Genomic DNA, 24,198 nt, shown 5'->3' with positions numbered 1-24,198 from the left:
CTCGGTCACTACCCACCACACGAACGAACGGATCCGGTCGAAACGGTCGATCGCGTTCCTGCGCTCCTGCAGCGGTGCTCTTCGATCGCGATGCGACGCTGATCGAGGACGTCCCCTACCTCGGCGACCCGGCACTGGTGCGCCCCGTGCCCGGTGCCGCCGACGCACTGGCCCGGCTACGCGCCGAAGGGATCCCGATCGGTGTGGTGAGCAACCAGTCCGGCATCGCCCGTGGCCTCATCACCCGCGCCCAGGTCCGTGCGGTCAACACCGCCGTCGAACAGCTACTCGGCCCGTTCGGCACCTGGCAGATCTGCCCGCACGGACCCGACGACGGCTGCGCCTGCCGCAAACCCGCCCCGGGCATGGTCTTTCGCGCCACCGAAGAACTCGGCGTCGCGCCCGCCGACTGTGTCCTGATCGGTGATATCGGCGCCGATATCGAGGCCGCTCAGGCCGCCGGATGCGCCGCGATCCTGGTGCCGACCCCCATCACCCGGCGTGCGGAGATCGACCACGCCCGCGCCACCGCCCTCCTCGCCCGGGACCTGCCGACCGCCGTCGCCCTCGCCATGACGGGCGCCGCACGAAAGGAATTCGCGCCATGAACAATCCACCCGGCACCCAGCACCTGGTCGCCGAGACCGGTGCGAACCTGGAACACCACTTCGGTGCGCTCGGCGCCGCCCTGGAACGCAACCGGACCGCCTCGATCCGGCGCATCTGGCCCTGGGGCGAACAACTCGCCGACATCTACCAACGCAACGGTCGACTGTTCACCTGCGGAAACGGTGGCAGCGCCGCCGAAGCCCAGCATCTCAGCGCCGAACTCACCGGCCGGTTCCGCACCGAACGCCGACCGTTGGCCGCGATCGCCCTGCACTGCGACACCTCCGCGACCACCGCCATCGTCAACGACTACGGCATCGAGGAGATGTTCGCCCGCCAGCTGCGCGCCCACGGCCGCCCCGGCGACGCCCTCGTCGTGCTCTCCACCAGCGGCAGCAGCCCCAACGTCGTCGCCACCGCCAAAGCCGCCCACGAAATGGGCATCACCACCTGGGCGCTGACCGGCCCACCACCGAACACCCTCGCCTCGGTCTGCGACGACGCGATCGCCGTCGAAGCCGACAGCGTCGCCACCGTGCAGGAAATGCATCTCGTGCTCGTCCACGCCCTGTGCACCGCCCTCGATGCCGCATTGGAGGCACTGTGACCGCCCATCCAGGACCGATCGTCGTGCTCGGTGACGTCTTCCTCGACATCGACGTCGACGGTCACTGCGAACGCTACAGCCAGGACGACGCCCCGATCGTCGATGTCACCACCACCCGCTACCGCCCCGGCGGTGCGGGTCTGGCCGCCCGCCTCGCCGCGGGCGACGCCGACGAGGTCGTCCTCGTCGGCGGTTTCGCCAACGACCACGCCGGGCAGCAGTTGCGCGCGCTGCTCGAACCGTACGTGCAGGTCATCGGTGTGCCGTTGCACGGGTCGACGGTGTGCAAGCAGCGGGTGCGCGCCGACGGACGCTGCACCGACGGCGAAGAGCCCGTCGTGATCGCCCGCTGCGATTCGGGCACCGGCAAGGTGGCACCGGGGCCGATCCCCACCGATATCGACAGCGTCCTTGCCCGCGCCTCGGGTGTACTGGTGTCGGACTACGGCCGCGGCATGACCTCGCACCCGCAGATCCGTGGTCTGCTGCGCACTCTCGCCCCACGGATCCCGGTGGTGTGGGACCCGCACCCACTGGGCTCGCTGCCGATTCCCGACACCGCCATCGTCACCCCGAACCGCAGCGAGGCATTGCGATTGCTCGATTCGGCCTCCTCGATCCGCGACACGAGCACCCTGGCCCGCCTGTGGTCGGCGCGCGCGGTCGCGGTCACCCTCGGGCCCGAGGGCGCCTACCTGTGCGGTACGGAATTCCCGGCCGGGATGCGGATCCAAGTGCCGCCGGGGCGCCGCGCACCCGAGGGCGCCGATATCTGCGGCGCCGGTGACCGATTCGCCGCGGCAGTCACCGTGGTGCTGGCCGAAGGCGAGTCGACCGAGCCCGCGGTACGCCACGCCGTGAGCGCGGCCGCCGAATTCGTGTGCAACGGTGCGGCGTCCTCGCTCGCCGAGTCCGAACCGGCCGTGGCCGACGCGATGGCGGATGTGGTCGGGTGGCGGTGACCCTCCCCCCACCGCTCAGGTCATCGAGGCCCTCGCCCCGCAACTCACCGAAACCTCAACGCGGGTTTACCACCGACACCAGCGGGCATGCGCCCGTCGTCCAGGCAAGCGGGCCGGGGACACCCGGCTCATCCGAAAGGAGCACGCCGTGTCCACACGTGTAGGCAGAACGGGTTCGGCCCGGTCACCGATCCAGCTGGCTTCGCTGGCCGTCGGCGCGGTCTTCCTGCTGGTCGGTGTCCTCGGCTTCATCCCCGGCATCACCACCGACTACGACCACCTGCAGTGGGCAGGCCACGAATCGCACGCGAAGCTGTTCGGCGTGTTCGCCGTGTCGGTTCTGCACAACATCGTGCACCTCGTCTTCGGTGTCCTCGGCCTGCTCGCCGCCGCGAGCGCCGCGACCGCGCGGACGTTCCTGATCGGCGGCGGTGTCGTCTATCTGGTCCTGTGGCTCTACGGGTTGCTGGTCGACGAGCACAGCGACGCCAACTTCGTCCCGCTCAACGACGCCGACAACTGGCTGCACCTCGGCCTCGGGCTCGGCATGATCGCCCTGGGCGCCCTGCTGCCCCGCACCGTCGCGACCACTGTGGACCGCCGCCGATGATCGACAAAGCGACCCTCACCGACATCCCGAACACCGTGGTACGCACCGCTTTCCAGGCCGGTGCCAAGGTCAGGCACGCGCGGGTGTTCCATCCGCGCGGCCTGCGCCTGGCCGGACGCTTCCACGCCGCCGCCGACTTCGTGCCCTGGTTCGGGCCGGGCGAACGCGCCGTCATCGGCAGACTCTCCAAAGGTATCGGCACCCCGACCGGCATCCCCGACGTACTCGGCCTGGCCTTCCGTGTCCTCGACCGCGACGATCACCCCTGGGACTTCGCCCTCGCCACCACCGGACGCGGCACACTCGGCCGATTCGTCATCACCGCCGCACGCGGCTGGGACCGCGCCTGCTTCGGTTCGTTGATGCCCTACCGCTTCGGCGACGACTCCCCGGTCTGGTTGTTCGCCGAACCCCTCGACGACCTGCCCGGCACCGCTTCCCTGCAAGCACTGCGCGACCACCTCGACAGCGATCACCTCCTGCGGTTCTCCCTCACCGCCGAACCTCTCGGCGGCGAACCGATCCCCGTCGGCGAACTCGACCTGCGCCGCGCCGAACCCGGCGAATACCGCACCGACTTCTTCGATCCGATCCTCAACCGCCCGTCCGGTGTCGCCCTGGTCCCGCACGCGCTCGACCGATTCCGCGAAAGCGCCTACACCGGAAGCCGGCGCGGCCGAACCGACGAAACCAGCCATCCCCCAACATGATTCCTGTTTCCCCGCCACCTACCGGGTATGCCGACCACATGACCACAACCACCGCACCCCCCACGACCTCCCCCGAGGACATCGCCGATGCGGTGCGCTCCGCGCGCGCCGCCCAACTCGGCTGGGCAAGCGTCCCACCCGCCGACCGCGCCGAGATGCTCCGCGCCGCGGCAGCGGCCGTGCGCGCCCACGCCGACGACCTCGCCACCACCCTCGAATCCGAAACCGGGCGCCCCGCCGCCTCCGGACGCGAGGGAGTCCTCGCGGGTGCCTCCACCCTCGACCAGTACGCGGAACTGGGCCCCCTGCATCGCGGCAAATCGCTGCAGGGCTCCCCCGAGGCCACCGACTTCATGATCCCGGAACCCCGCGGTGTGGTCGTCGCTCTCACCCCGTGGAACGACCCGGTCGCCATCGCCTGCGGGCTGCTCGGCGCCGCCGTCGTCACCGGAAACACGGTGCTGCACAAGCCGAGCGAACGGTGTCCCCGCACCGGCGAACTCCTCGGGCAGATCATGTCGCCCCACTTCCCCGACGCGGTCCTCGCCACGATCACCGGCGGCGCCGACATCGGTGCCCTGCTCGCGTCCTCCCCCGAGGCCGACGTGATCGCCCATGTCGGCAGCAGCGAGACCGGGCAGCGCATCGCCGCCGCGGCCGCCCGCACCGGCGCCAAGGTGCTGCTAGAGAACGGCGGCAACGACCCACTGCTCATCGACGCCGACGTCGACCCCGAATGGGCCGCCGAACAGGCCGCGCTCGGTGCCTTCGCCAACGCGGGCCAGATCTGCACCTCGGTCGAACGCATCTACGTCCACACCGCCGTCGCCCCCCGCTTCCTCGAGGCACTGTGCGCCCGCGCCGCCGCATGGAACGAAAACCCGCAACCACTCGTCGACGCCCGCCAACGCGCCCATGTGCACGATCACGTCGCCGACGCCGTCGACCACGGTGCGCGCGTCCTCATCGGCGGCCACATCCCCGACGGGCCCGGCGCGACCTACCCGGCCACCGTCCTCACCGACTGCCTGCCCCAGATGCGGGTGCTGCGCGAGGAAACCTTCGGCCCGGTCGCCCCGGTCCGGGTGGTCCCCGACTTCGACACCGGCCTCGACGAAGCCGCCACCGGTGAATACGGCCTCGCCGCCACCGTCCTGACAGGTTCCATGGACCACGCCCAAAGAGCCTGGCGCACTTTGCCTGTCGCGACCGTGAAGATCAACGCCGTCTTCGGCGGCGCGCCCGGCGGCGCCGCCCAACCTCGCGGCCGTTCCGGCAACGGCTTCGGCTACGGCCCCGAACTGCTCGACGAAATGACCACCGTGAAAGTCGTCCACGTGAGGAGTGCACCATGCCCCAGCAGCCACTGACCGGTAAGCGCGTCGCCATCCTGGCCACCGACGGCGTCGAACAGGTCGAACTCGTGCAACCCCGCGCCGCCGTCGAAGACGCGGGCGCCACCACCACCCTGCTCTCCCTGGAATCGGGCAGCATCCAGGCCATGAACCACGACGTGGAGAAGGGCGACACCTTCACCGTGGACCAGGTCGTGAGCCAGGCCAGCCCCGACGACTACGACGCCCTCATCCTGCCCGGCGGCACCACCAACCCCGACAAACTCCGCCAGGACTCCTCGGCCGTCGGCTTCGTGAAACAGTTCGCCGCGACCGGCAAACCGATCGGCGTCATCTGCCACGGCCCCTGGACCCTCGTCGAAGCCGACGCGGTACGCGGCCGCACCCTCACCGGCTACCCCAGTGTGCGCACCGACATCCGCAACGCGGGCGGCACCGTCGTCGACGAGGAGGTCGTCACCGACAACGGACTCGTCTCGAGCCGCAACCCCGACGACCTGCCCGCCTTCTGCGCCAAAATCGTCGAGGAATTCGCCGAAGGAAGACACTGACCCGTCTAGTCCTTCAGAGAGTCGGGCATGTGCGCGGTGAGCAGCACATAGTCCAGCCTGCTGCGCAGCTTCACCTCGTCACCGGCCACTTTCGGCAGCTCGGCGACCACCCGCTCGGCGATCGTGCGCAACTTGACATTGGTTTCCTGCGACCGCCACCGCAACACCCTGAACGCCTGGTCGGCACTGATCGCGTACACCAGCATCAACGCGCCCTTGGCCTGCTCGATCACCGTCCGCGCTTCGAGCACACCCGGTAACGTCGTGTCGAGAGCTTCCCGCCGGAACACCTCGGCAGTCTCGGTGACATCGATGTAATAGCCCGAGGTACCGATCACCGCCCCGCGCTCGTCGCGCCAGGGTTCGGACACCACGAGCACATCCCTGACCTGACCGTGAGTGTCGACGATGCGGTGATGACTCGAGTACGCGGCTGCGTCCCGAATTTCGGCATCGAGTCGGTCACAGTCCATGACAGCGGCGTACCGACGTGCTCAAATGGGTAGTACCAGCCGATCTTGAGGATCCAGGACCGGTCGGCGCAGCGCGCGAGGCCTGCCGGTGCCGAGGAAATCGAGTACTCGTGAACACCCATTCCAGCCACGTAGGACGATACGAACTACCCGCCTTCGACGGCGAACCACCCGATGTGTCGGCGCGCGTGAGTGCCGACCTCGAGACCCGATCGAACGCGATCGTCCTGTACGTGCGCGGCGACATCGACGCCTACACCATCACCCGCTGGCGCCGCGTCCTCGACGACGCCTTCCAGCGAGCATCGGGTGGCAGGCAACTGGTCGTCGACCTCGACGAAGTCACCTTCATGTCGTGCCGATCGATCCTCGACCTGGCGTCTCGCGCCCAGCAGCACGACACCATCCGGGTCAGCGTGGTCAAGGCCGCCCCCTCGGTCGTCGACCGCATCATCACCGCCGCCGGACTCGCCAAGTGGCTGACCCTGCACACAGACCTGGCCGACGTCATCCCGACGACGACCGATCCGCCCCGACCGCACCTGCGCGTGTGGACACACCGCGAACCCGGCCGGGGCACCCCAACACATCAGTGAAGAAGCAGTTCAGTTCTCTCGAGGAAGTTGTGCAATGCGCTATTCCGATCATCCTGTCTTCGACACCACCGAACCGGCGACCGAGCCGGACACCACCGTTGTCAGCTGGCCCGAACCCAGCCCACTGCAGTCGTGGTGGAACGACATCATGCAGGGCGTGAAGCCGCCGCGCACCCGAACCGGCGGCCAGAAATCCTCACGTCTGCCACAGAACTAGCCCGATCGGTGCCGCAGGGCCATCCGCCCTGCGGTGCCGTCCGGACTGGTCACCCGGTCACCGTGGTACCGGCGGAAATCATCAGATACGCGGTCATGAGGATGAACAGGAACCATCCGGCCCCCTGCCACACCCGCCACGATCGCCCGTCGCGATAACGCTGATAGGTGTGCACGAAAGCACCGATCCCACCGGCCAGCAGCACCAGCGACGGACCGATCATCACGGCAGCCTGTGCCGGGGTGTCACACAGATGTGTCTGCGCGCCCGCGCAATTCGTGCGCGTCGCGGCCCAGAAATTCACCGCGGCGAACACGAGCGCCGAGACGCCGATCACGCACACGCCGTAGAGCACAGCGCGGCTGTACGCGCGGTCGTCACCGCCGCCGGCGGTCATCTCAGGATCGAGCCCGCGCGGTCGCACGGCGGTTCGCCTTCTCGATCGCCTCGACCAGTTCCTCCTTGGTCATCCGCCACCTTCCGGTGATCGACAACCGCCCGGCGACATCGATGAGGTGACTCTTGGTCGCATTCGCGTTCACCCCTTCGGCGCTCTCGCCGCGCGGCGTCCGACCGCCGGAAGCAGCCCGCGAATCCGACGGCCCCCGGGTACCTTTCGGCTCCCAGTGATCACCGACCTTCTCGAAACTGTGCTTCAAAGCGCTGTAGGCGACACGATTGGCGCGTTCCTCGGTGCCGTACTCGTCCAGTGCCGCGTCGTGCGCCTTGGCGAACGTCCGCTGTGCCTTGGCGCTGGAACGCTGCAACGTACTCGGCAGCTCCGATGTCCGCGCCCGGCCCGAGCTCGTGGTCTTCGGCATCTCGACAGCCTTTCTCTCGCGGTCACTGTCGCGCTACCCAGGCCGGAGCAGCCCAAACCCGCACATCGAACCGAAAATAACGGTTTAGTAACCGCGGTTCCTGGCAACTATGAAGATATGACCCACTCACGTAATCGGACACCGAATACGACGAGTACGGATCTGACCAGCACCGCCATCATGTTGGCCACCTGCGTGTTCTTCTTGTTCGGTCTCACGACCCTCACCGGATCCCTAGCCATCGCCGTCCTCGGCGCACTCGGCCTGGCCGCCGCCATGGCCACCGCGACCAAGATGGTCGGCCTCAACCACCTCTGACCGACGTCTACTCGATCAGGTTCGCGCTCTTCAACCACTCGTAGGCGACATCGGCCGGGTCTTCCCCGTCGATGTCCACGCGACCGTTGAGCTCACGCATCAGATCGTCGGTCAGGCGCTCGGAGATAGCGCCGAGCAGCGGACGAAGCTGCGGATGCGCCTCGATCACCGCACCACGCACCACAGCGGTCCCGCTGTAGGGCAGAAAGAACTTCTTGTCGTCTTCCAGCACCACCAGACTCAGGTTCTTCACCCGGCCGTCAGTGGTGTAGACCATGCCGAACCGGCACGGCTCACCCTTGGCGGTCGCGGTGTAGACCACCCCCGCGTCCATCCTGGTGACATTGCCCGCGGGCACCCCGTTGGGATCGTTGTAGGGAATGCCGTACTTCGCCAGCATCGGAATGAAACCGTCCGAGCGACTGAAGAATTCGTCGTCGACACAGAATGTCCGCTCCGCCACCGGCAGCTGCGCCACCTCCGACAACGACCGCACCCCGAGCCGTTCGGCCGTCGGTGCCGAGGCCGCGAAAGCATAGGTGTCGTTGAAATTGGCAGGCGCCAACCACTCCAGATCGTGGTCGCGCTTCTCCACATCGTGCACCCGCTGCCACAACTCCTGCGGGTCGACGATCGTCTCGGTCTCGTTGTGGTAGTTCACCCACCCCGTACCCGTGTACTCCCACAGCACGTCCGCGTCGCCGTTGAGCTGCGCCTGCCGCGACGACGCCGACCCCGGCGCACCCGTCAGATCCGTGATCGACGCCCCCGCCGCGGCCAGATACGTGGCGGTGATCTTGCCCAGCAGCACACCCTCGGTGAAACTCTTCGACGTCACCGTCAGCTTCGCACCCTCGAGCGGCCGATCACCACCGGGCAGACTCGCGTCGTGGAACGTCCCCGACGAGCTCACCAACCCACACCCGGCGAGCAGCGAAACACTCGCCACCAGCGCGCACACCAGCCGTCTCATGAGATACCTCGCGGGGTCGCGGCCAGCTCCACGAGCCGACCGAGCCAGTCGATGATCAAGGCGAGCAACCCGACGAGCACCGCACCGGAGATGAGCAATTTCGGCAGGAACAAGGTGACACCGGTCGTGATGAGCGTCCCGAGACTGGTCGCACCGATGAACGTGCTCAAGGTCGCGGTACCGACCAGGATCACCAGCGCCGTGCGCACCCCGTTCAGGATCACCGGCACCGCCAGCGGCAACTCCACCTGCACCAATGTCCGCAGCCCGGAGAACCCGATCCCCCGCGACGCCTCGATCGTGCGCTGATCCACCTGTCGCAACCCGACGATCGTGTTCTGCAGAATCGGCAGGATCGCGTAGACCACCAAACCGACCACCGCCGTGCGGAACCCGGTCCCCAACCAGAACGTGAAGAGCACGAGCAGACCCACCGCCGGGGCGGCCTGCCCGATATTGGCGATGTTCACCGCCAACGGCTCGAGCCTGCGCAACGCAGGCCGGGTCAGCGCGATGCCGAGCGGAATCGCGACCACGACCACGATCAGCGTCGCCACCACGGTGAGCCGCACGTGTTCGACGATCGTCGTCCGCAGATTCGCCCAGCCCAGCGACGCCTGCTCGGTCGCGGTGAACGTCGACGCCCGGTACCACAGCAGGTACCCGATGCCGATCACCGCGATGATCAACGGTTCGAACCACACGTCGATCGGCAACGCGCGCAGCCGCTTCACGCCGGATCACCCGGCCCCGGCTCGGCGGCGACCACCGGTGTCGGCGTCGGATCCGAACCATCGACATAGGTCTCGTAGGACGTCTCGCCCTCAGCATTGTGCGCCTCGGCCAGCTTGGTCTGGATCACGTCGGTCACCGCACCGATACTGAGCGAACCGACCACCCTGCCCCGCCCGTCGGTCACCAGCGTGGCGCCCTGGCTCGCCGCGAGCATCGCATCGAGGGCGTCGTTGAGCGTGGAAGACTGCGCGACCACCGGCAGCCGCCGATCCAGGTAGTCCGACACCTCCGGCTTGCTCGACACCTCACGCAGCGACGGCCAGGAACGCGGCCGCCCAGCCGAATCGACCACGACCACCCAGGTATGGCCGGCACGGGTCGCGCGGCCGATCACCTCTTTGGCGGGCTCACCGATCCGCGCGGTGGTCACCGGATCGACCTCCACATCACCCACCCGGGACACCGTCAGGTACGCCAGTTTCGCGCCCGATCCGACGAACTCCTCCACGAACGGTGTCGCCGGATCGGTGAGGATCTCCTCGGGCCGCGCGTACTGCTCCACATGCCCACCCTCGGACAGGATCAGCACCCGGTCGCCGAGCTTGGTCGCCTCCTCGAAATCGTGGGTGACGACGACGATGGTCTTACCCAGCTCGTGCTGGATCGCGATCAGGCTGTCCTGCAGGCGAACTCGCGTGATCGGGTCGACGGCGCCGAACGGTTCGTCCATCAGCAGCACCGGCGGATCCGCGGCCAGCGCCCGCGCCACACCCACGCGCTGCTGCTGGCCGCCGGACATGTCCTTGGGCAGCCGGTCGGCGAAGGTCGCCGAGTCCAAACCCACCAGATCCAGCAGATATTCGGTGCGCTCGGCGATGCGCTTCTTGTCCCAGCCGAGCACCCGGGGAATCGCCCCGATATTCTTGGCCACCGACCAGTGCGGGAACAACCCACCGGACTGGATGACGTAACCGATGGACTGACGGAGCTTGTCCGGGTCCTCCCTGGTCACATCGCGTCCACCGATGAAGATCCGGCCCTCCGTCGGCTCGATCAACCGATTGATCATCTTCAGAGTCGTCGTCTTCCCGCATCCCGACGGCCCGACGAACGCGACGATCTCGCCCGCCTCGATCTCGAGGTCCAGCCGCTCGACGGCCGGCTTGTCCTGCCCCTTGTACCGCTTCACGACCGAGTCGAGGACAATGGACGCGCCGGTCACGTCACGTTCGGACGGGGTGGTCACCGTGGTCATGAGAGCCCCTTGGCAATGGTGAGTCGTCCGAGCAGGACGAGGAGCGCGTCGAACACCAACGCGACGACAACGATGAGAATGGTTCCGGTGAGCGCCATTTCGAGCGCGTTCGCACCGCCCAGCCGCGACAGCCCGTTGAAGATGAGCGACCCGAGTCCCGGACCGAGCACATAGGCGACGATGGCGGCGACGCCCACGATCATCTGCGTGGACACCCTGATGCCGGTGAGGATCACCGGCCAGGCGATCGGCAGCTCGACGGTGAGCAGAATCCGCCACCGCGACAACCCGATCCCCCGCGCCGACTCCACCACCGAGGCAGGCACCGAGCGCAGCCCGACGATCGCGTTACCGATCACCGGCAGCGCCGCGAAGAACGCCAGCATCAGAAACGACGGAACGACACCGAGCCCGAACGGCACCAGCAGCAGGGCCAACAGCGCCAGCGACGGAATCGTCAACGCCACCCGGCTCGACGTGAGCGTCAATGCCGACGCCAGCGGCAGCCGGTACACCGCCACCGCGATCAGCACCGCGACAACGGTTCCCACCAGCACGGTCTGGAAAGCCAGCGACGCGTGCTGATAGGTGAGAAAGGTCAGCACCTCGCCCCGACCCTGGACATAGCTCCACAAATTCACGGCATTCCCATCGTCGGGCTGGACCGATTCGCGCGCGATCGCCGGATATACCTGCGGTCGCAGACTAACCGATACCGCTCGCTCGACGGTGGATTCGCGTCAGGCCGCACGGTGTGACGCAGTGACATAGTCGCGCGCGTCGCCCGCGATCACCGTGCTCGGCCGCCCGTCGACACCGACCGGAACCGGCCCGCCGAGCGTGATCCGGGTGAGCCTGCGATGCGCGCCGTCGTAATCGTCCACGGCGTAGTGCTGGGTGGCCCGGTTGTCCCAGATCGCGACATCACCGAGCGACCAATCCCAGCGTGTCGTGTGCTCGAGGCGCGTCACCCGATCCTGGAACAGCCGGAACAACGCCCGCGATTCGCTACTGGAAAGGCCGACGATCTCCTTCACGAAGCAACCGAGCAGCAGGGCACGCTCACCGGTTTCCGGGTGCACCTCCACCACCGGATGCTCGGTCTCGAAATACGTCGACTCGAATTCGCGCCGATACGCGCGTTCGAAATCATCGGATCGGTCCACGACGTCGGCCGCGTAGTCGTAACGATTGGTGTGCCTGGCGCGCAGATTCTCCGCGAGCAATTTCAGCGAGGCAGGCAGCGAGTTGTACGCCGCGACGGTGGACGCCCAGGTGGTCGTGCCGCCGTACTCAGGCAGCGTCACCGCCCGCAGGATCGAGGCCTTCGGCACCCGGTCGACGAACGTGACATCGGTGTGCCACACATTCGACCTGGTCTGATGCGAATCGATCGCCAGGCTCTTCGCCCCCGCCGAGGTTACCGTGGGGTGCGGGGTGGTCGGCGCACCGAGTAGCTCGGCGAATTCGTACTGCCCGTCCTCGCTCAGATGCTCCTGACCACGGAAGAAGATCACCTTGTGTTCGGCGAGCGCGGCGCGAATGGTGTCGACCGAACGCACGTCGAGGTCACCACCGAGGCGGATACCGTCGACGCGGGCACCGATGTGGGCGCCGAGCTTCACCACACGCACGGCGTCGGCTGGAACAGACATTCGAGGGCCTTTCGATCGAACCTGCGCGAACAGGACCTACGAAACCAGTCGGCGGATACAGCGAACAGCATTCTGTTCATGCTGAGCCGAAGGTGGCTTGCGCCCCTCTCGTCCTGAGAAGGCCGGCGTAGCCGGTCGTTTTGTTAGGACAGTAGGGTGATTTATAAATAGATGCGCATATCTCGCTATCGGCATGTTATTTACCGAACCCAAGCCTGGTCCGAGGCGTGCACTGCTCCGGCAAGCACATCGACCGTCGGCCTAGGCCGCCCGAATCAACTTGCCTCCCAGACGAATAGATCGGGGCCGCGATAACCACTCCCCTCCCCCACCGCATGACTGGCAGGATCGGGACGTGACTACCGCCAACCTGACCCGCTCCGAGACCGCCGCGCGATCCGCCACGGTCACAGTGCGTGACTATCGTGTCGAACTCGATCTGTCCGGCGCACCCGACCACACTCGCCCGGGGTTCACCACCACGACGACGGTCACCTTCGACGCCACGGCGACCGAGACGTGGCTCGATTTCATCGGTCTCGCAGTCGAATCAGTCACCGTGAACGGGCAGGAGGTGGCGGTCGACTACGACGGCGCACGGATTGCCGTGACCGGGCTGTCCGCATCGAACGTCGTCGTTGTGCGGGCTGTCGGGGAGTACAGCCGGTCGGGTGAGGGTCTGCACCGGTTCCTCGATCCGGTCGACGGCAACACCTACCTCTACACCCAGTACGAGCCGGCAGACGCGCGCCGGGTTTTCGCCTGCTTCGAGCAGCCCGATATGAAGGCGCCGTTCACCTTTGCCGTCACGGCGCCCGACCGCTGGGAGGTGGTGTCGAACCGGCCCGCCGATACCGTGACGGTCGACGGCTCGAATCAGACGGTGGCGTTCTCACCGACCCTGCCGATTTCCACCTACATCACCGCGGTCGCGGCCGGTCCATATCACCGCGTCGAATCCTCCTGGAGCCGTGGGGAACTCACGATCCCGCTCGGTGTCCTGTGCCGCGCGTCGCTGGCCCACCACCTGGACGCGGACACAATTCTCGAGGTGACCCGCCAGGGGCTCGACTTCTTCGCCGCGCATTTCGCCTACCCGTACCCGTGGGGCAAATACGACCAGGTTTTCGTGCCCGAATACAACCTCGGCGCCATGGAGAACCCGGGGCTGGTCACCTTCACCGAGGCCTACGTGTTTCGTGGTGCGGCGACGGCGGCGCAGTACGAGGGCCGTGCGAATACGATCCTGCACGAGATGGCGCACATGTGGTTCGGCGATCTCGTCACCATGGTGTGGTGGGACGACCTGTGGCTCAAGGAGTCCTTCGCCGACTACATGGGCGCGCTGGCCAGTGCGGAGGCCACCGAGTGGGCCGACGCCTGGGTGGCGTTCGCCAACCGCCGTAAGGCGTGGGCATACCTGCAGGATCAGTTGCCGACCACGCATCCGATCGTCGCCGACATCACCGATCTCGAGGCTGCCAAACTCAATTTCGACGGCATCACCTACGCCAAGGGCGCGAGCGTGCTCAAGCAGCTCGTCGCCTATGTCGGCCGGGAGGCGTTCTTCGCGGGCGCCCGCCGCTATTTCCGGGCCCACGCGTTCGGCAACACGACCCTGGACGACCTGCTGACGGAGTTGTCCGCCGAGTCCGGCCGTGACCTGAACGAGTGGGCGCGGGCCTGGTTGCAGACCACCGGCGTCTCCACCGTGACGCTCGACGACGGCCACATCGTGCAGACCGACCCGCGTCCGCACCGGCTCGCGATCGGTCTCTACGACTTCGACGCCGACGGCGACCTCGTCCGCCGTGACCGGGTGGAAGTCGATATCGTCGAGGCACGCACTCCCGTCACCCTCTCCCCCGCTCCCCTGCGGCTGCTCAACGACGGCGATCTCACCTATGCGAAGGTGCGTCTCGACGCCGATTCCCTTGAAACCGTGCAGCGATCACTCGACCGCGTGGTCGATCCGCTGGCGCGCGGGCTGATCTGGTCGGCCCTGTGGAATGCCACGCGCGACGGCGAGCTCGCCGTCGGCCGCTACCTGACTATGGCCCGCGACTTCGCCCCCGCCGAGTCCAACATGGCCCTGCTCACGGCGGTGCTCGCGAACGCGTCCTTCGCCATCGGCCACTACCTGCCGACCGCCGAGCGCGACAGGTGGCGACGGGAGTGGCTCGAATCATGCTGGACGGCAATGTATTCCGCTGCGCCCGGTTCCGGCGAGCAGCTGGCGTTCGCCCGCGCGACCGCGGCCGCCGCCACCGCCGATGCGGCACGGACGGCCGATATCCGTGCCCTGTTGCTCGGCGAAACTCCCGCTCCGAAGGGCTTGGCCCTCGACCCTGATCTGCGGTGGGCCTTCTGGACGGCGCTGGCCGCGACCGGCGCCGCGACCGCCGACGACCTGACCGCCGAACTCACCCGCGACGACACCGCCTCGGGCCGCACTGCCCACCTGCACGCGCTGGCCGCCCGCCCGGACCGGGACGTGAAAGCCGCCGCGTGGACGCGCATCTTCGACGACACCGCGCTCACCAACGACCACCTCGACGCTGTGATCGACGGCTTCCGCGCAGGCGAGCGCCGCGATCTGATCGGCTCCTACGACGACGAGTACTTCACCCGACTGCGCCCGACCTGGGTGCAGCGCAGCATCGAGCTCGCCCGCCGCATCGTCGTCGGTCTCTTTCCCGCCACTGATTCCCTGGCAGCGGTGGACAACTGGCTCGCGACGAACACCGACGCCCCCGCCGCCCTGCGCCGCCTGGTCGTCGAGCAACGCGATCATCTCGCCCGCGCACTGCGGGTCCGCAACCTCGGGTGAGATCGACCGTCGGGATTGCCGTGTGGTCGAACCCGCCCGCGCAGCGAAGTCGTCGGTATACGGCATAGCTAGCCGTCGAGGAACTGGTCGGCGTTGGCTTTCACCCAGTCGCGGAAGGTGGTGGCCGGGCGGCCGGTGATGTCCTGGACGCTGGTGATCGGGAGGGAATCGGTCGGCGGGCTGTAGCCGAGCAGGACGTTGTCGACGTACCACTCGGTGTTGTCGCCCATGCTCGGCGCGAGGGCGGCAATGGTTTCGGCCCGATCGGAGCGGAGGAAGGTGATCTCGCGGCCGATGGCGTCGGCGATCTGGGCGACCTGCTCGGCGCGGGTGAGGACTTCGGGTCCTGCCAGTGGGTAGGCACGCCCGAGGTGGTCGTCGTCGAGCAGGGCGGTAGCGGCTACCGCGGCGATATCGTCCATCGCGACGGGTGCGGTGGCCATCTCGGGTCGCGGTTCGCGAACCGTACTCGTCGCGCGGATCTGCTGGGACCAGCTGACGCTGTTCTCCATGAAGTCGGCGGGCCACAGATGCGTCCACGCCAGCCCGCTTTCCTCGACGGCGTTGCTCACGGTCCCCCACCAGCTGTCGGGTTCGCCGGACAGATCGACGACGTGGCGGACGCCGGCCGCTGCCGCGCGCTCGAGTACCTCGCCGACAACTTCGGGTGCCGGGGCGAGATAGATCCGGTCCACGCCGTCGAATACCCCGTCCAGGCTGTCCGGCTTACGCAGGTTGCCCCGCACCGGCACCACCCCGGCGGGCAGCGCCGCCCGGTCCGGATTCACCGTCAACGCCCGGATATCGGAGACCCGGCGCGCGACCAACTGGTCCACGACCTTGCGTCCGACACTGCCCGTTGCTCCTGTCACCAGGATCGTCATGACGTTCCTTCCGCTCGATTCCCTGAATCCTCATCCTGCCGAGAAAATCCGGATCCGGCACATAGGAATTTCGACGGCATAGCGAAACCTACGGTGTGGCAATCTCATTCGGTGAATGCGCCCATTCGGTGATGTTTTTCCGGTATGACCGCTGGTGGGTTCACATCCGGTGGGGACAGTGTGAAGATGATCTCGGGCCGAGATCCGGTCCGGCAGAGGATGTTCCGCCGGACTCCGGCGGGCAGACTGGAGGGGCAAGATGAAGAAATTCTGCGCGGTCGCTGTCCTCGCGGTCGGGGCTGTCGGCCTCACCGCCACCACCAACGCTCACGCCGCACCGACGGCGGCCCCGGTCGTCCAGGGCACCGAGAACGGGGTGGCGTTCACCGCGGGCCCCTCGGCCGACGGTGCAGGGCTCACCACCTCGGTGGTCGACGGCACCTTCACCCTCGCGGGCGGCACCGTGACCCTTACCGATCGCGAGGGCCGTGCGGTCGCGTCCATTCCGACCCGAATCGCCTCGACCGCGGGCACCTTCGACCTGGCAGCGGCGATCGCAGCCGACGGCCGCTCGCTCACCCTGACTCCGGTGGGCGCACCGGCCGCCGTCACCGCCAATACGGCCGAGTTCGTCGACGAGGCCGCCGAGACCCAGGCCCGTAAGCAGCACAATGCGGGGATCGGCGCGCTCATCGGCGCCGGAATCGGTGCTGTTCTCGGCTTCTTCCTCGGCGGTGTCGGTGCGCTGGTGACCATCCCGATCGGTGCGGGCATCGGCGCACTGATCGGCTACTCGACGCCGTAGCGAGGCGGTGGTGGCCGGCCGGCGGGTCGGCCACCACGCTCAGCGGCGCAGTTCCTGCGCCTTCGACTTCACTCCCTGCACCAGCAGCCGCCACGCGCCCGGATCACCTTGCAGCACCGCGCGTCCCAGGTCCTTGACCTGGTCGGCGGTCGCGTGCGGCGGCAGGGGCGGCACCTCGGGATCGCAGCGGATGTCGAGCAGCACCGGGCGATCCGCCGCCAGCGCACGGTCCCAGGCCGGGCCGATGTCCTCGGACCTGTCCACGCTGATGCCGACCATGCCCGCGCAGCGCGCGATATCGGCGTAAGAGACGTCCGGAAGTGTTTGCGATTCCTCGAATTTCGGCGCACCACCCATGGCGCGAAGTTCCCAGGTGACCATATTGAGGTCGTTGTTGTGGAACACGCACACGATCAGCCGCTGATCGGGCCACAGATCCTGGTAGCGCTGGATGGTGAGCAGTTCGTTCAGACCGTTCATCTGCATGGCACCGTCACCGACGATGGCGATCACCGGCCGGTCCGGGTGCGCGAATTTGGCGCCGATCGCGTACGGCACGCCCGCGCCCATGCTCGCCAGCGTGCCCGACAGCGATCCGCGCATGGTGCCGCGCATGCGAAGGCAACGGGCGTACCAGGTGGTGGAGGAACCCGAGTCGGCGGTGACGATCGCGTCGTCGGGGATGCGCTGCGAGAGTTCCCATACGATCCGCATGGGATTGGCCGGTTCGGCATCGAGCATGGACTGGTTCTCCACGGTCTGCCACCATTGCGCCACATTCGCTTCGACCGTCTCGCGCCAGGAGCGGTCGTCCTTGCGTTGTAGTAGTGGGATGAGTTGGCGCAGTGTGGCTTTCGCGTCGCCGACCAGGTTCACCTCGGTCGGGTACCGCATTCCGATCAGGGCGCCGTCGAGGTCGATCTGCACCGCGCGGGCCTGATCGTATTCGGGCAGGAACTGGCTGTAGGGGAAGTTGGAGCCGACGATGAGCAGGGTGTCGCAGTCGCGCATCAGTTCGTAGCTGGGGCGGGTGCCGAGCAAGCCGATCGAGCCGGTGACGAACGGCAATTCGTCGCTGAGTACGTCTTTGCCGAGCAGTGCTTTGGCGATGCCCGCACCGGTCAGTTCCGCGATCTCGAGTACCTCGTCCGCCGCGTCGCGCGCGCCCTGCCCGATCAGCATGGCCACCTTGGTGCCCGCGTCGAGCACGGCCGCCGCCCGCTCCAGCTCGGATCGCGCCGGTACCGAGGTGGTCCGCGGTGCGCTCGGCGGACTGGACGGCACCTCCTTGAAAGCATGCGCAGGTGGTTCGTAGGGTTCCTCCTGCAGATCGGCCGGAATGATGACGGCTGTCGGCGCGCGGCGGGCGAGGGCAGTGCGAAATGCTCGATCCAAGGCGTTGGGCAGCTGATCGGCGACATTGACCTCGACCAGGTATTCGGATGCCACGTCCTTGAACAGCGCCTGCAGATCCACTTCCTGCTGATAGTTGCCGCCCATGGCGCTGCGCGCGGTCTGCCCGACGATCGCCACCACCGGCACGTGGTCGAGCTTGGCGTCGTAGAGACCGTTGAGCAGATGGATGGCGCCGGGGCCCGACGTCGCCGCGCACACGCCGACCCGGCCGCTGAACTTGGCATAACCCACCGCCTGGAACGCCGACATCTCCTCATGCCTGCTCTGCACGAAACGCGGTGTGTTGTCGGCCCGTCCGAAGGCGGCGATCAGGCCGTTGATGCCGTCGCCGGGGTATCCGAAGACCTGTTCGACGCCCCATTCCCGCAGCCGGCGCAGCAAGTAGTCGCCTACCTGTTCCGACATGGTTCTCCTGTCCTCGTCAGTCGGGCCACGTTCCGGTGAGCGACTTGTAGCCCGTGGCGCCTGCCCGGTCGACGGCGGCTTTCACGAGGCCGAAGATGGCGCCCTGGAGCGCGGCGGCCAGCAGCACTTCCCGCCAGGTCGCGTTGCGTGTGGTCGAGGTGGGCGGGTCGCCACCGTCGGCCACGGCGCCCCAGACGCGATTGAACACCGCGCTCGCGGCGATCCCGCCGACCACGCCGACGACCATGCCGAGCGGTTTGTACAGCGTCTTCATGCGCGCCGCCGCCGGGCGAGGAACCAGACCAGCAGCGCGGCGAACACCGCGGCCGCCGCGACCGGAACCTGGGGTTTGCGGGCGGCCAGGTCCGCGGCCTGCCTGCCTCGGTCGACCACGGGGTCGGGGACCGAGGACTCGACCTTGCCAACCACCTGTCCTGCTTTGTCCCGGGCCTTGTCGGCGGTGTAGAGCGCCTGGTATTTGGCGTCGGTGACGCGGTGTTTGGCCGCTTCGGTGGTCTCGTGGACCTTGTCCTTGGTGCGGGCGGGGACGTCGAATTTGTCGGTCAGCTCGGCGACGGTCTCGCCGAGCTCCCGGCGGGCCTGGTCACGGTCCCGGCGCAGTGCCTCCGGGTCGTCGGTCATCGTCTGCTCCCGTCCTTGATGATGTCGATGTCGTCCTTGATGCCGTGCACGGCTTCCTGCGGTACGGGCGGTGCGGCCGAACTGACGTTCTTCTTCCCGACGAGCGCCAGGATCGCGCCGATCACGACCAGGGCGGCGCCGACGATCAGCGCCGCCGCCCATTCGGGCAGTACCAGCGCCAGCGCGAAGATCGCCGCGACGGTCAGCGCGATGCCGCCGTAGAACGCGACGAGTCCGCCCGCTCCGGCGATACCGGCTCCGCGGGCGATTCCTTTTGTGCGGTCCTGCATTTCGACGCGGGCCAGCTGCAGTTCGTCGCGCACCAGGCGGGTGATCTGTTTCGTGGCGTCGTCGACGAGTTCGGTGACCGACCGGGTGTGCTGCGTGGGCGGGCCGGTCTGCGTGTGCGCCATCGCGTTACCTCCTGTCCGGGTTCTCCCGATCGTGGGCCGCTTACCCGGCACCGGAGCCGGTAAACAGTGGTTGTCGGACCCTGCTGACAGACTCTTCGCATGCGGTGGGCGGTGGTGGAGACGGGTGACGGTGGCGCTCGCCTGTGCCCGCTCGACCAGGACGGGCATCCGGCCGGTCCGGTGGTCACGGAGCCGTCGCTGGTCGAGGCGATCCGCGCACGTCCGCACGTGGGGCGGTGGGTGTGGCGGTCCACCGCCGAGATCTACCGGCCGCTGCTCGCCGCCGGCGTGCGCGTGGAACGCTGCTACGACGTGCAGGCGGCCGAGGCATTGCTGATCGGGTACGAGCAGGGGCAATCCGGTCAGCCTAGGTCGTTGGCGGCGGCTTGGGCGCGGTTGCGGAACCTGCCCGTTCCACCCGACGCACCCGCGCGCAGCGCCGAGACGCAACCCTCGCTGTTCGATTCGGGTCCGGTGCCGTTGCCGCCCGGCACCGACGAGCTCACCGCGCTGGTCGAGGTGTACGCGGGACAGCTCGCAAGGACCGAGCGGACCGAACATCCCGATCGAATGCGCTTGCTGATCGCGGCGGAATCGGCGGGCATGCTGGTGGCCAGCGAGATGTCGCGCGCCGGCATTCCCTGGCGAGCCGACGTGCACCGCGAACTGCTCGACACCATGCTCGGTGAACGATTTCCCGGTGGGGCGGAACCCCGGCGGATGGCAGAGCTCGCCGACGAAGTGTCGCGCGCCTTCGGCACCCGTGTGCGGCCCGATCTTCCCCAGGACATCATCCGGGCGTTCGCGCGGGCGGGAGTCGCACTGTCCTCCACGCGCAAATGGGAATTGCAGCGCGTCGACCATCCGGCTGTCGCACCCCTGCTGGCGTACAAGACGCTCTACCGCCTGCACACCGCGCACGGTTGGGCCTGGCTCGAGCAGTGGGTGCACGGTGGCCGATTCCGGCCCGAGTATCTGCCGGGCGGCACGGTGTCGGGCCGATGGACAACCAATGGTGGTGGCGCCCTGCAGATTCCGAAGGTGATCCGGCAGGCGATCCGCGCCGATCCCGGTTGGTGTCTGGTCGTGGCCGACGCCGATCAGATGGAGCCGCGCGTGCTGGCCGCCATCTCCCGTGATCGCGGCCTGATGGAGGTGGCCGGTCGCGGCGAGGACCTGTACGCGGATCTGGCGGCGCGTGGTTTCGGTGGCGACCGGGCCCAGGCCAAGCTCGCGCTGCTCGGCGCCATCTACGGCCAGACCTCCGGCGACGCGCTCACCCATCTCGCCGGTCTGCGGCGCCGATATCCGGCCGCGGTGGCCTATGTGGACGACGCGGCCTACGCCGGGGAAGAGGGTCGGCTGGTCCGTACCTGGTTGGGCCGGACCTGCCCGCCGGTGTCGGCCACTCCGGAAGAGGTCGATGTGCCACCTGCCGAGCGCAGCGGTTCGGCGGCGCGCGCCAGGGGCCGTTTCACCCGCAATTTCGTGGTGCAGGGCAGCGCGGCCGACTGGGCCCTGCTCGTGCTGGCCGCGTTACGGCAGGCGATCGCGCAGATGCGCGCCGAGCTGGTGTTCTTCCAGCACGACGAGGTGATCGTGCACTGCCCGGCCGAGGAGGCGCCGGTGGTGGCCGAGGCGATCGCGGCGGCGGCCGACCTCGCGGGCAGGCTCACGTTCGGGGAGACTCCGGTGCGTTTCCCCTTCACCACGGCGGTGGTGCAGTGCTACGGGGATGCCAAATAGTCAGGTCATTGGCTCGGTTCGGGCAGTTGGCATTCGCCGACTTTGGGGTTCATGCCGAGATAGTTCAGCGGACCCGCCGCCACGGTGAGCGCGATGGTCCCCCAGTCGCCGCAGTTGGTGGGTGTGTCGGTGAAGTAGTCCCGCTGGAACGCCGCGACCAGCCCGGCCAGCAGCCAGGCGAGTACCAGCAGCGAGAACAGTGACTTGACGGTCTGATGAGGTGGTCGGGCCTGGATTTCTCGTACTTCGCGTACTTCTCGATCACGGCGGTTACGTCGTCCGCGCATCGTCATCGCATCCTTCCCACTCAGGGGTACCACGCGGATACCCGGTGTGATCAGCGCCAACCCTGCACGTCACACCCGATCGCAGGCCTGGCGGAAGAACTCGATCTGATCGGCGACGACGCGGGTGCGCAGCGCCGGTTCGGTGTAGAAGGTGAAGTGAGTACCAGGGTAGACGCGCAACCTGCCGTCGGGTGCTCGTTCTGCCAGCTCGCGGCTGGTGTCGAGGGGTGTCTCCCGGTCGTCGGCGGCGGCGCACACGAGCAGCGGGCAGGTGAGGCGCGCGGCGGACTCGGCCGGGCGGTATCGCATCATCGACAGCAGGGCGCGCGGAGCGATGCTGTTGCGCCAGAGCGTTTCGCCGCCGCCGGTGAGGGTGGCGATGTGCCGCTCGGCGTCGGCGGAGGCGGTGACGGCGAGTTCGCCCGGTGCGCCGACCATCCGGATGTAGTAGGGCCGCATGCGGAGTTTGCCGCGCACGGTGTCCCAGATGATGGCGGCGAGCAGTGCCAGGTTGTCGGCGACCGTGCGGCCCTCGACCTTTTCGGGAAATCCGTTGAACGGGATCTGCGCGACCACTGCGGCGATGCGCGGGTCGGTGGCGGCGACGGTGATCGCGTGGGCGCCGCCGAGCGAGTTGCCCCACAGCAGGATGCGCTCGGGGTCGACGCGGTCGTGCGCGCGGGCGAAGGCGACCGCGGCGCGCAGATCGTCGAGTTGTCCGCCGATGTCGGGGACCTGCCGCGGCTCACCCTCGCTCTCGCCGAAGCTGCGGTAGTCGAAAACCAGTGTGGCCCAACCCGCTTCGGCGAAGTGTCGCGCGTGGTCGAACAGGCGGTCCATCGTCCCACTGAAACCGTGACACAGGACGACACAGGGCAGCGATCTCCCGCCCTCGGGGAGCTCCAGGTAGCCGACGCACCGGCTGTTTCCGGATGGGAAGGACACTCGTGTTCGCACAGGACTTGCTCCCGCCTCGCTAGACTGACTCTCGGTAAGTAATCGTAGCGTCCGGACTGACCCGAGGTAAGTGGTGCGATGACATCCGAGCGAATTCTGGCTGCCGCGCGTTCCCTGTTCGCCGCGCGCGGTTACCGGGCGACCTCGATGCAGGCCATCGCCGACGAGGTCGGCATCACCAAGGCCGCCCTCTACTACCACTTCGACTCCAAAGAGGCGATCCTGCACCAGCTCACCGTTCCCCTGCTGGACGAGTTGGAAGCGACCCTGGCCCAGGCGGAGGCCGGCACCGACCCCGAGGACGTACGGTGGCGGACCATCGAGGGGTATGTCGATGTGCATCTGCGGCACCGCCAGACACTCACCATGCTCGTCAAAGACATGAGCCTGCTCGTCCAGGCGCCGATCGCCGACCGTTTCCGGGCGGCGATCGCGCTGGCCAACGACCTCGTGGCGGGACCGGGAGCCGGGCTGGAACAGCGCGTGCGGGCATGTCAGGTCGTCGCCGGGCTCGCCGATCCGGTGGTGCTGTTCCGCGACGCACCGATCGAACGGCTGCGTGCCCTGATCCTGGACGGCGCGCGGGCCCTGCTCGGCGACAGGGATGTTCGGACGGCACGTGGCCCGGCACGTGGTCGCAACGGTGGGCGACCGGCGGCGCTCACGGCGGAACAGGCCGAGCAGGCGCGGCGGGCGCATGATTCCGGAGTCGGCGCCGAGGAACTCGCCCGACGTTTCGGGGTGTCGCGAGCAACTGTCTATCGCGTTCTCAGAAACTAATATTCTGAGACTAGATTCTGCGACTGCGAGCTTCTGGTGCACCGCTCGCTAGGCTGTCGGCGCCCCCGCGCGAAACCCGTGCGCGATCCACCCCGAGGAGCACCATGTGGCCGTCCGATTGGCCGTCGACTGCCCGCGCCATCGCGACCACTGTCGCGGCATCCGTCGCCGCCACGCGCACTCGCGACGTATCAGCCTTCCTCGAACACGCGGCCGATCTGGCCGACCTGCCCGCCGATCAGGTGACCATCGTCTTGTCGGCCGTCATCCGTGAACTCCTCGAGGCCGCCCATCCCGACGGCCTCGACGCCGACGACATCCGCGCCGTCCTCACAGACGTCCTCCGCCACTCGCTCCCCTGGCTTCCCACTCTCGACCCGACCACCGTAGCCACCGCCCTCACCGGCGCCCTCGGCATCGACGAACATCCCGACCGCCCACCGACGAACCCCTACCCCGCCGCCATCCTCCTGATCGCCCACCTCACCGATGCAACCCGGATCCCCACCGAAGCTGGCATCACCCGCGCCATCAATGAAGTCGCCCGCGCCGAAACCATCGAAATGCCCTGAGCCCCAATAGCTCT

30 protein-coding genes are annotated in these 24,198 nt (G+C 67.9%); 15 read left to right on the top strand and 15 right to left on the bottom strand.

The window, feature by feature from the left end; genetic code table 11:
• Nucleotides 1-74: 74 nt before the first annotated feature.
• From LDL21_RS10435 to LDL21_RS10405, 7 genes are all read left to right on the top strand, one after another.
• Nucleotides 75-608 carry an HAD family hydrolase gene (locus tag LDL21_RS10435; protein WP_225279817.1) on the top strand — a complete coding sequence of 178 codons (534 nt, stop codon included), beginning with the start codon at nucleotides 75-77 and terminating at the stop codon, nucleotides 606-608.
• Nucleotides 605-1,216 (top strand): D-sedoheptulose-7-phosphate isomerase, encoded by a 612-nt coding sequence (locus tag LDL21_RS10430; RefSeq protein ID WP_225279816.1) that lies wholly within the window; start codon nucleotides 605-607, stop codon nucleotides 1,214-1,216. Before LDL21_RS10435 ends, LDL21_RS10430 begins: the two co-directional genes overlap by 4 nt.
• Entirely contained in the window at nucleotides 1,213-2,178 is a 966-nt protein-coding gene (locus tag LDL21_RS30025) for a PfkB family carbohydrate kinase (protein WP_225279815.1), read from the top strand. Before LDL21_RS10430 ends, LDL21_RS30025 begins: the two co-directional genes overlap by 4 nt.
• A gap of 148 nt (nucleotides 2,179-2,326) precedes the next feature.
• On the top strand, nucleotides 2,327-2,788 hold the full coding sequence (locus LDL21_RS10420) for a DUF4383 domain-containing protein (protein ID WP_181697159.1): 462 nt from the start codon (nucleotides 2,327-2,329) through the stop codon (nucleotides 2,786-2,788).
• Nucleotides 2,785-3,498, top strand: a complete 714-nt coding sequence (locus tag LDL21_RS10415) for a phosphodiesterase (RefSeq protein ID WP_225279814.1) — start codon at nucleotides 2,785-2,787, stop codon at nucleotides 3,496-3,498. The genes LDL21_RS10420 and LDL21_RS10415 overlap by 4 nt, the downstream gene beginning before the upstream one ends.
• Nucleotides 3,499-3,536: 38 nt before the next feature.
• Complete coding sequence (locus tag LDL21_RS10410; RefSeq protein WP_225279813.1) at nucleotides 3,537-4,868, top strand: aldehyde dehydrogenase family protein; 1,332 nt, start codon at nucleotides 3,537-3,539, stop codon at nucleotides 4,866-4,868.
• A complete protein-coding gene (locus LDL21_RS10405; protein WP_067638597.1) occupies nucleotides 4,850-5,404 on the top strand; it encodes a type 1 glutamine amidotransferase domain-containing protein in 555 nt (184 codons plus the stop codon). Before LDL21_RS10410 ends, LDL21_RS10405 begins: the two co-directional genes overlap by 19 nt.
• Before the next feature lie 5 nt (nucleotides 5,405-5,409).
• On the opposite strand, the gene LDL21_RS10400 is transcribed toward LDL21_RS10405, so the two are convergent.
• Entirely contained in the window at nucleotides 5,410-5,877 is a 468-nt protein-coding gene (locus LDL21_RS10400) for an ANTAR domain-containing protein (RefSeq protein ID WP_225279812.1), read from the bottom strand.
• Nucleotides 5,878-5,987: 110 nt separating this feature from the next.
• On the opposite strand from LDL21_RS10400, the gene LDL21_RS10395 reads away from it, so the two are divergent.
• Nucleotides 5,988-6,473: an anti-sigma factor antagonist gene (locus LDL21_RS10395; RefSeq protein ID WP_181697154.1), complete on the top strand. Its 486-nt coding sequence runs from the start codon at nucleotides 5,988-5,990 to the stop codon at nucleotides 6,471-6,473.
• 34 nt (nucleotides 6,474-6,507) lie between these two features.
• A complete protein-coding gene (locus LDL21_RS10390) occupies nucleotides 6,508-6,690 on the top strand; it encodes a hypothetical protein (RefSeq protein ID WP_225279811.1) in 183 nt (60 codons plus the stop codon).
• A 49-nt stretch (nucleotides 6,691-6,739) separates the two neighbouring features.
• On the opposite strand, the gene LDL21_RS10385 is transcribed toward LDL21_RS10390, so the two are convergent.
• Together LDL21_RS10385 and LDL21_RS10380 are read right to left on the bottom strand one after the other, a co-directional pair.
• The gene (locus LDL21_RS10385) at nucleotides 6,740-7,087 is read right to left on the bottom strand and encodes a hypothetical protein (RefSeq protein ID WP_181697152.1); all 348 of its coding nucleotides are present in this window, start codon (nucleotides 7,085-7,087) and stop codon (nucleotides 6,740-6,742) included.
• A gap of 1 nt (nucleotide 7,088) precedes the next feature.
• Nucleotides 7,089-7,511, bottom strand: a complete 423-nt coding sequence (locus LDL21_RS10380) for a ChaB family protein (protein ID WP_067489684.1) — start codon at nucleotides 7,509-7,511, stop codon at nucleotides 7,089-7,091.
• Nucleotides 7,512-7,628: 117 nt separating this feature from the next.
• Between LDL21_RS10380 and LDL21_RS10375 the strand changes: the two genes are divergently transcribed.
• Complete coding sequence (locus LDL21_RS10375; protein WP_181697150.1) at nucleotides 7,629-7,829, top strand: hypothetical protein; 201 nt, start codon at nucleotides 7,629-7,631, stop codon at nucleotides 7,827-7,829.
• Nucleotides 7,830-7,836: 7 nt separating this feature from the next.
• Here LDL21_RS10375 and LDL21_RS10370 read toward each other — a convergent pair whose 3' ends face one another.
• The 5 genes from LDL21_RS10370 to LDL21_RS10350 all read right to left on the bottom strand — a co-directional run bounded on the left by LDL21_RS10370 (nucleotide 7,837) and on the right by LDL21_RS10350 (nucleotide 12,447).
• Complete coding sequence (locus LDL21_RS10370) at nucleotides 7,837-8,802, bottom strand: glycine betaine ABC transporter substrate-binding protein (RefSeq protein WP_225279810.1); 966 nt, start codon at nucleotides 8,800-8,802, stop codon at nucleotides 7,837-7,839.
• Entirely contained in the window at nucleotides 8,799-9,536 is a 738-nt protein-coding gene (locus LDL21_RS10365; protein ID WP_181697148.1) for an ABC transporter permease, read from the bottom strand. The genes LDL21_RS10370 and LDL21_RS10365 overlap by 4 nt, the downstream gene beginning before the upstream one ends.
• Nucleotides 9,533-10,792 carry an ABC transporter ATP-binding protein gene (locus LDL21_RS10360; RefSeq protein WP_067489678.1) on the bottom strand — a complete coding sequence of 420 codons (1,260 nt, stop codon included), beginning with the start codon at nucleotides 10,790-10,792 and terminating at the stop codon, nucleotides 9,533-9,535. The genes LDL21_RS10365 and LDL21_RS10360 overlap by 4 nt, the downstream gene beginning before the upstream one ends.
• A complete protein-coding gene (locus tag LDL21_RS10355; RefSeq protein ID WP_181697146.1) occupies nucleotides 10,789-11,433 on the bottom strand; it encodes an ABC transporter permease in 645 nt (214 codons plus the stop codon). Before LDL21_RS10355 ends, LDL21_RS10360 begins: the two co-directional genes overlap by 4 nt.
• A gap of 99 nt (nucleotides 11,434-11,532) precedes the next feature.
• Nucleotides 11,533-12,447, bottom strand: coding sequence for a TauD/TfdA dioxygenase family protein (locus LDL21_RS10350; RefSeq protein WP_225279809.1), 915 nt, complete (start codon nucleotides 12,445-12,447; stop codon nucleotides 11,533-11,535).
• Between the two features lie 355 nt (nucleotides 12,448-12,802).
• On the opposite strand from LDL21_RS10350, the gene pepN reads away from it, so the two are divergent.
• Nucleotides 12,803-15,277 (top strand): aminopeptidase N, encoded by a 2,475-nt coding sequence (gene pepN / locus LDL21_RS10345; RefSeq protein WP_225279808.1) that lies wholly within the window; start codon nucleotides 12,803-12,805, stop codon nucleotides 15,275-15,277.
• 68 nt (nucleotides 15,278-15,345) lie between these two features.
• On the opposite strand, the gene LDL21_RS10340 is transcribed toward pepN, so the two are convergent.
• Nucleotides 15,346-16,161, bottom strand: coding sequence for an SDR family oxidoreductase (locus LDL21_RS10340; RefSeq protein ID WP_225279807.1), 816 nt, complete (start codon nucleotides 16,159-16,161; stop codon nucleotides 15,346-15,348).
• A gap of 259 nt (nucleotides 16,162-16,420) precedes the next feature.
• Here LDL21_RS10340 and LDL21_RS10335 point away from each other — a divergent pair, with 259 nt between their 5' ends.
• Entirely contained in the window at nucleotides 16,421-16,966 is a 546-nt protein-coding gene (locus LDL21_RS10335) for a DUF8020 domain-containing protein (RefSeq protein WP_225279806.1), read from the top strand.
• A gap of 39 nt (nucleotides 16,967-17,005) precedes the next feature.
• Here LDL21_RS10335 and LDL21_RS10330 read toward each other — a convergent pair whose 3' ends face one another.
• The 4 genes from LDL21_RS10330 to LDL21_RS10315 are packed head-to-tail and all read right to left on the bottom strand — an operon-like array spanning nucleotide 17,006 to nucleotide 19,842.
• Nucleotides 17,006-18,787 carry a thiamine pyrophosphate-requiring protein gene (locus tag LDL21_RS10330; protein ID WP_225279805.1) on the bottom strand — a complete coding sequence of 594 codons (1,782 nt, stop codon included), beginning with the start codon at nucleotides 18,785-18,787 and terminating at the stop codon, nucleotides 17,006-17,008.
• Between the two features lie 16 nt (nucleotides 18,788-18,803).
• Nucleotides 18,804-19,061: a DUF4235 domain-containing protein gene (locus tag LDL21_RS10325; RefSeq protein WP_225279804.1), complete on the bottom strand. Its 258-nt coding sequence runs from the start codon at nucleotides 19,059-19,061 to the stop codon at nucleotides 18,804-18,806.
• Nucleotides 19,058-19,429 carry a DUF3618 domain-containing protein gene (locus tag LDL21_RS10320; RefSeq protein ID WP_225279803.1) on the bottom strand — a complete coding sequence of 124 codons (372 nt, stop codon included), beginning with the start codon at nucleotides 19,427-19,429 and terminating at the stop codon, nucleotides 19,058-19,060. The genes LDL21_RS10325 and LDL21_RS10320 overlap by 4 nt, the downstream gene beginning before the upstream one ends.
• A complete protein-coding gene (locus LDL21_RS10315; protein ID WP_225279802.1) occupies nucleotides 19,426-19,842 on the bottom strand; it encodes a phage holin family protein in 417 nt (138 codons plus the stop codon). Before LDL21_RS10315 ends, LDL21_RS10320 begins: the two co-directional genes overlap by 4 nt.
• A 99-nt stretch (nucleotides 19,843-19,941) precedes the next feature.
• Here LDL21_RS10315 and LDL21_RS10310 point away from each other — a divergent pair, with 99 nt between their 5' ends.
• Nucleotides 19,942-21,588: a bifunctional 3'-5' exonuclease/DNA polymerase gene (locus LDL21_RS10310; RefSeq protein ID WP_225279801.1), complete on the top strand. Its 1,647-nt coding sequence runs from the start codon at nucleotides 19,942-19,944 to the stop codon at nucleotides 21,586-21,588.
• A 5-nt stretch (nucleotides 21,589-21,593) separates the two neighbouring features.
• On the opposite strand, the gene LDL21_RS10305 is transcribed toward LDL21_RS10310, so the two are convergent.
• On the bottom strand, nucleotides 21,594-21,875 hold the full coding sequence (locus LDL21_RS10305) for a hypothetical protein (protein ID WP_370465704.1): 282 nt from the start codon (nucleotides 21,873-21,875) through the stop codon (nucleotides 21,594-21,596).
• A 69-nt stretch (nucleotides 21,876-21,944) separates the two neighbouring features.
• Nucleotides 21,945-22,820, bottom strand: a complete 876-nt coding sequence (locus LDL21_RS10300; RefSeq protein WP_225280334.1) for an alpha/beta hydrolase — start codon at nucleotides 22,818-22,820, stop codon at nucleotides 21,945-21,947.
• A 90-nt stretch (nucleotides 22,821-22,910) separates the two neighbouring features.
• On the opposite strand from LDL21_RS10300, the gene LDL21_RS10295 reads away from it, so the two are divergent.
• Nucleotides 22,911-23,612, top strand: coding sequence for a TetR family transcriptional regulator (locus LDL21_RS10295; RefSeq protein ID WP_225279800.1), 702 nt, complete (start codon nucleotides 22,911-22,913; stop codon nucleotides 23,610-23,612).
• A 104-nt stretch (nucleotides 23,613-23,716) separates the two neighbouring features.
• A complete protein-coding gene (locus LDL21_RS10290; RefSeq protein WP_225279799.1) occupies nucleotides 23,717-24,184 on the top strand; it encodes a hypothetical protein in 468 nt (155 codons plus the stop codon).
• Nucleotides 24,185-24,198 lie beyond the last annotated feature (14 nt).

Origin of the sequence: Nocardia rosealba, assembly GCF_020216065.1 — a bacterium.
Classification (GTDB): domain Bacteria; phylum Actinomycetota; class Actinomycetes; order Mycobacteriales; family Mycobacteriaceae; genus Nocardia; species Nocardia rosealba.
The sequence above is the reverse complement of the archived record's forward strand: the minus strand, read 5'-3'. Positions and strand labels throughout refer to the sequence as shown.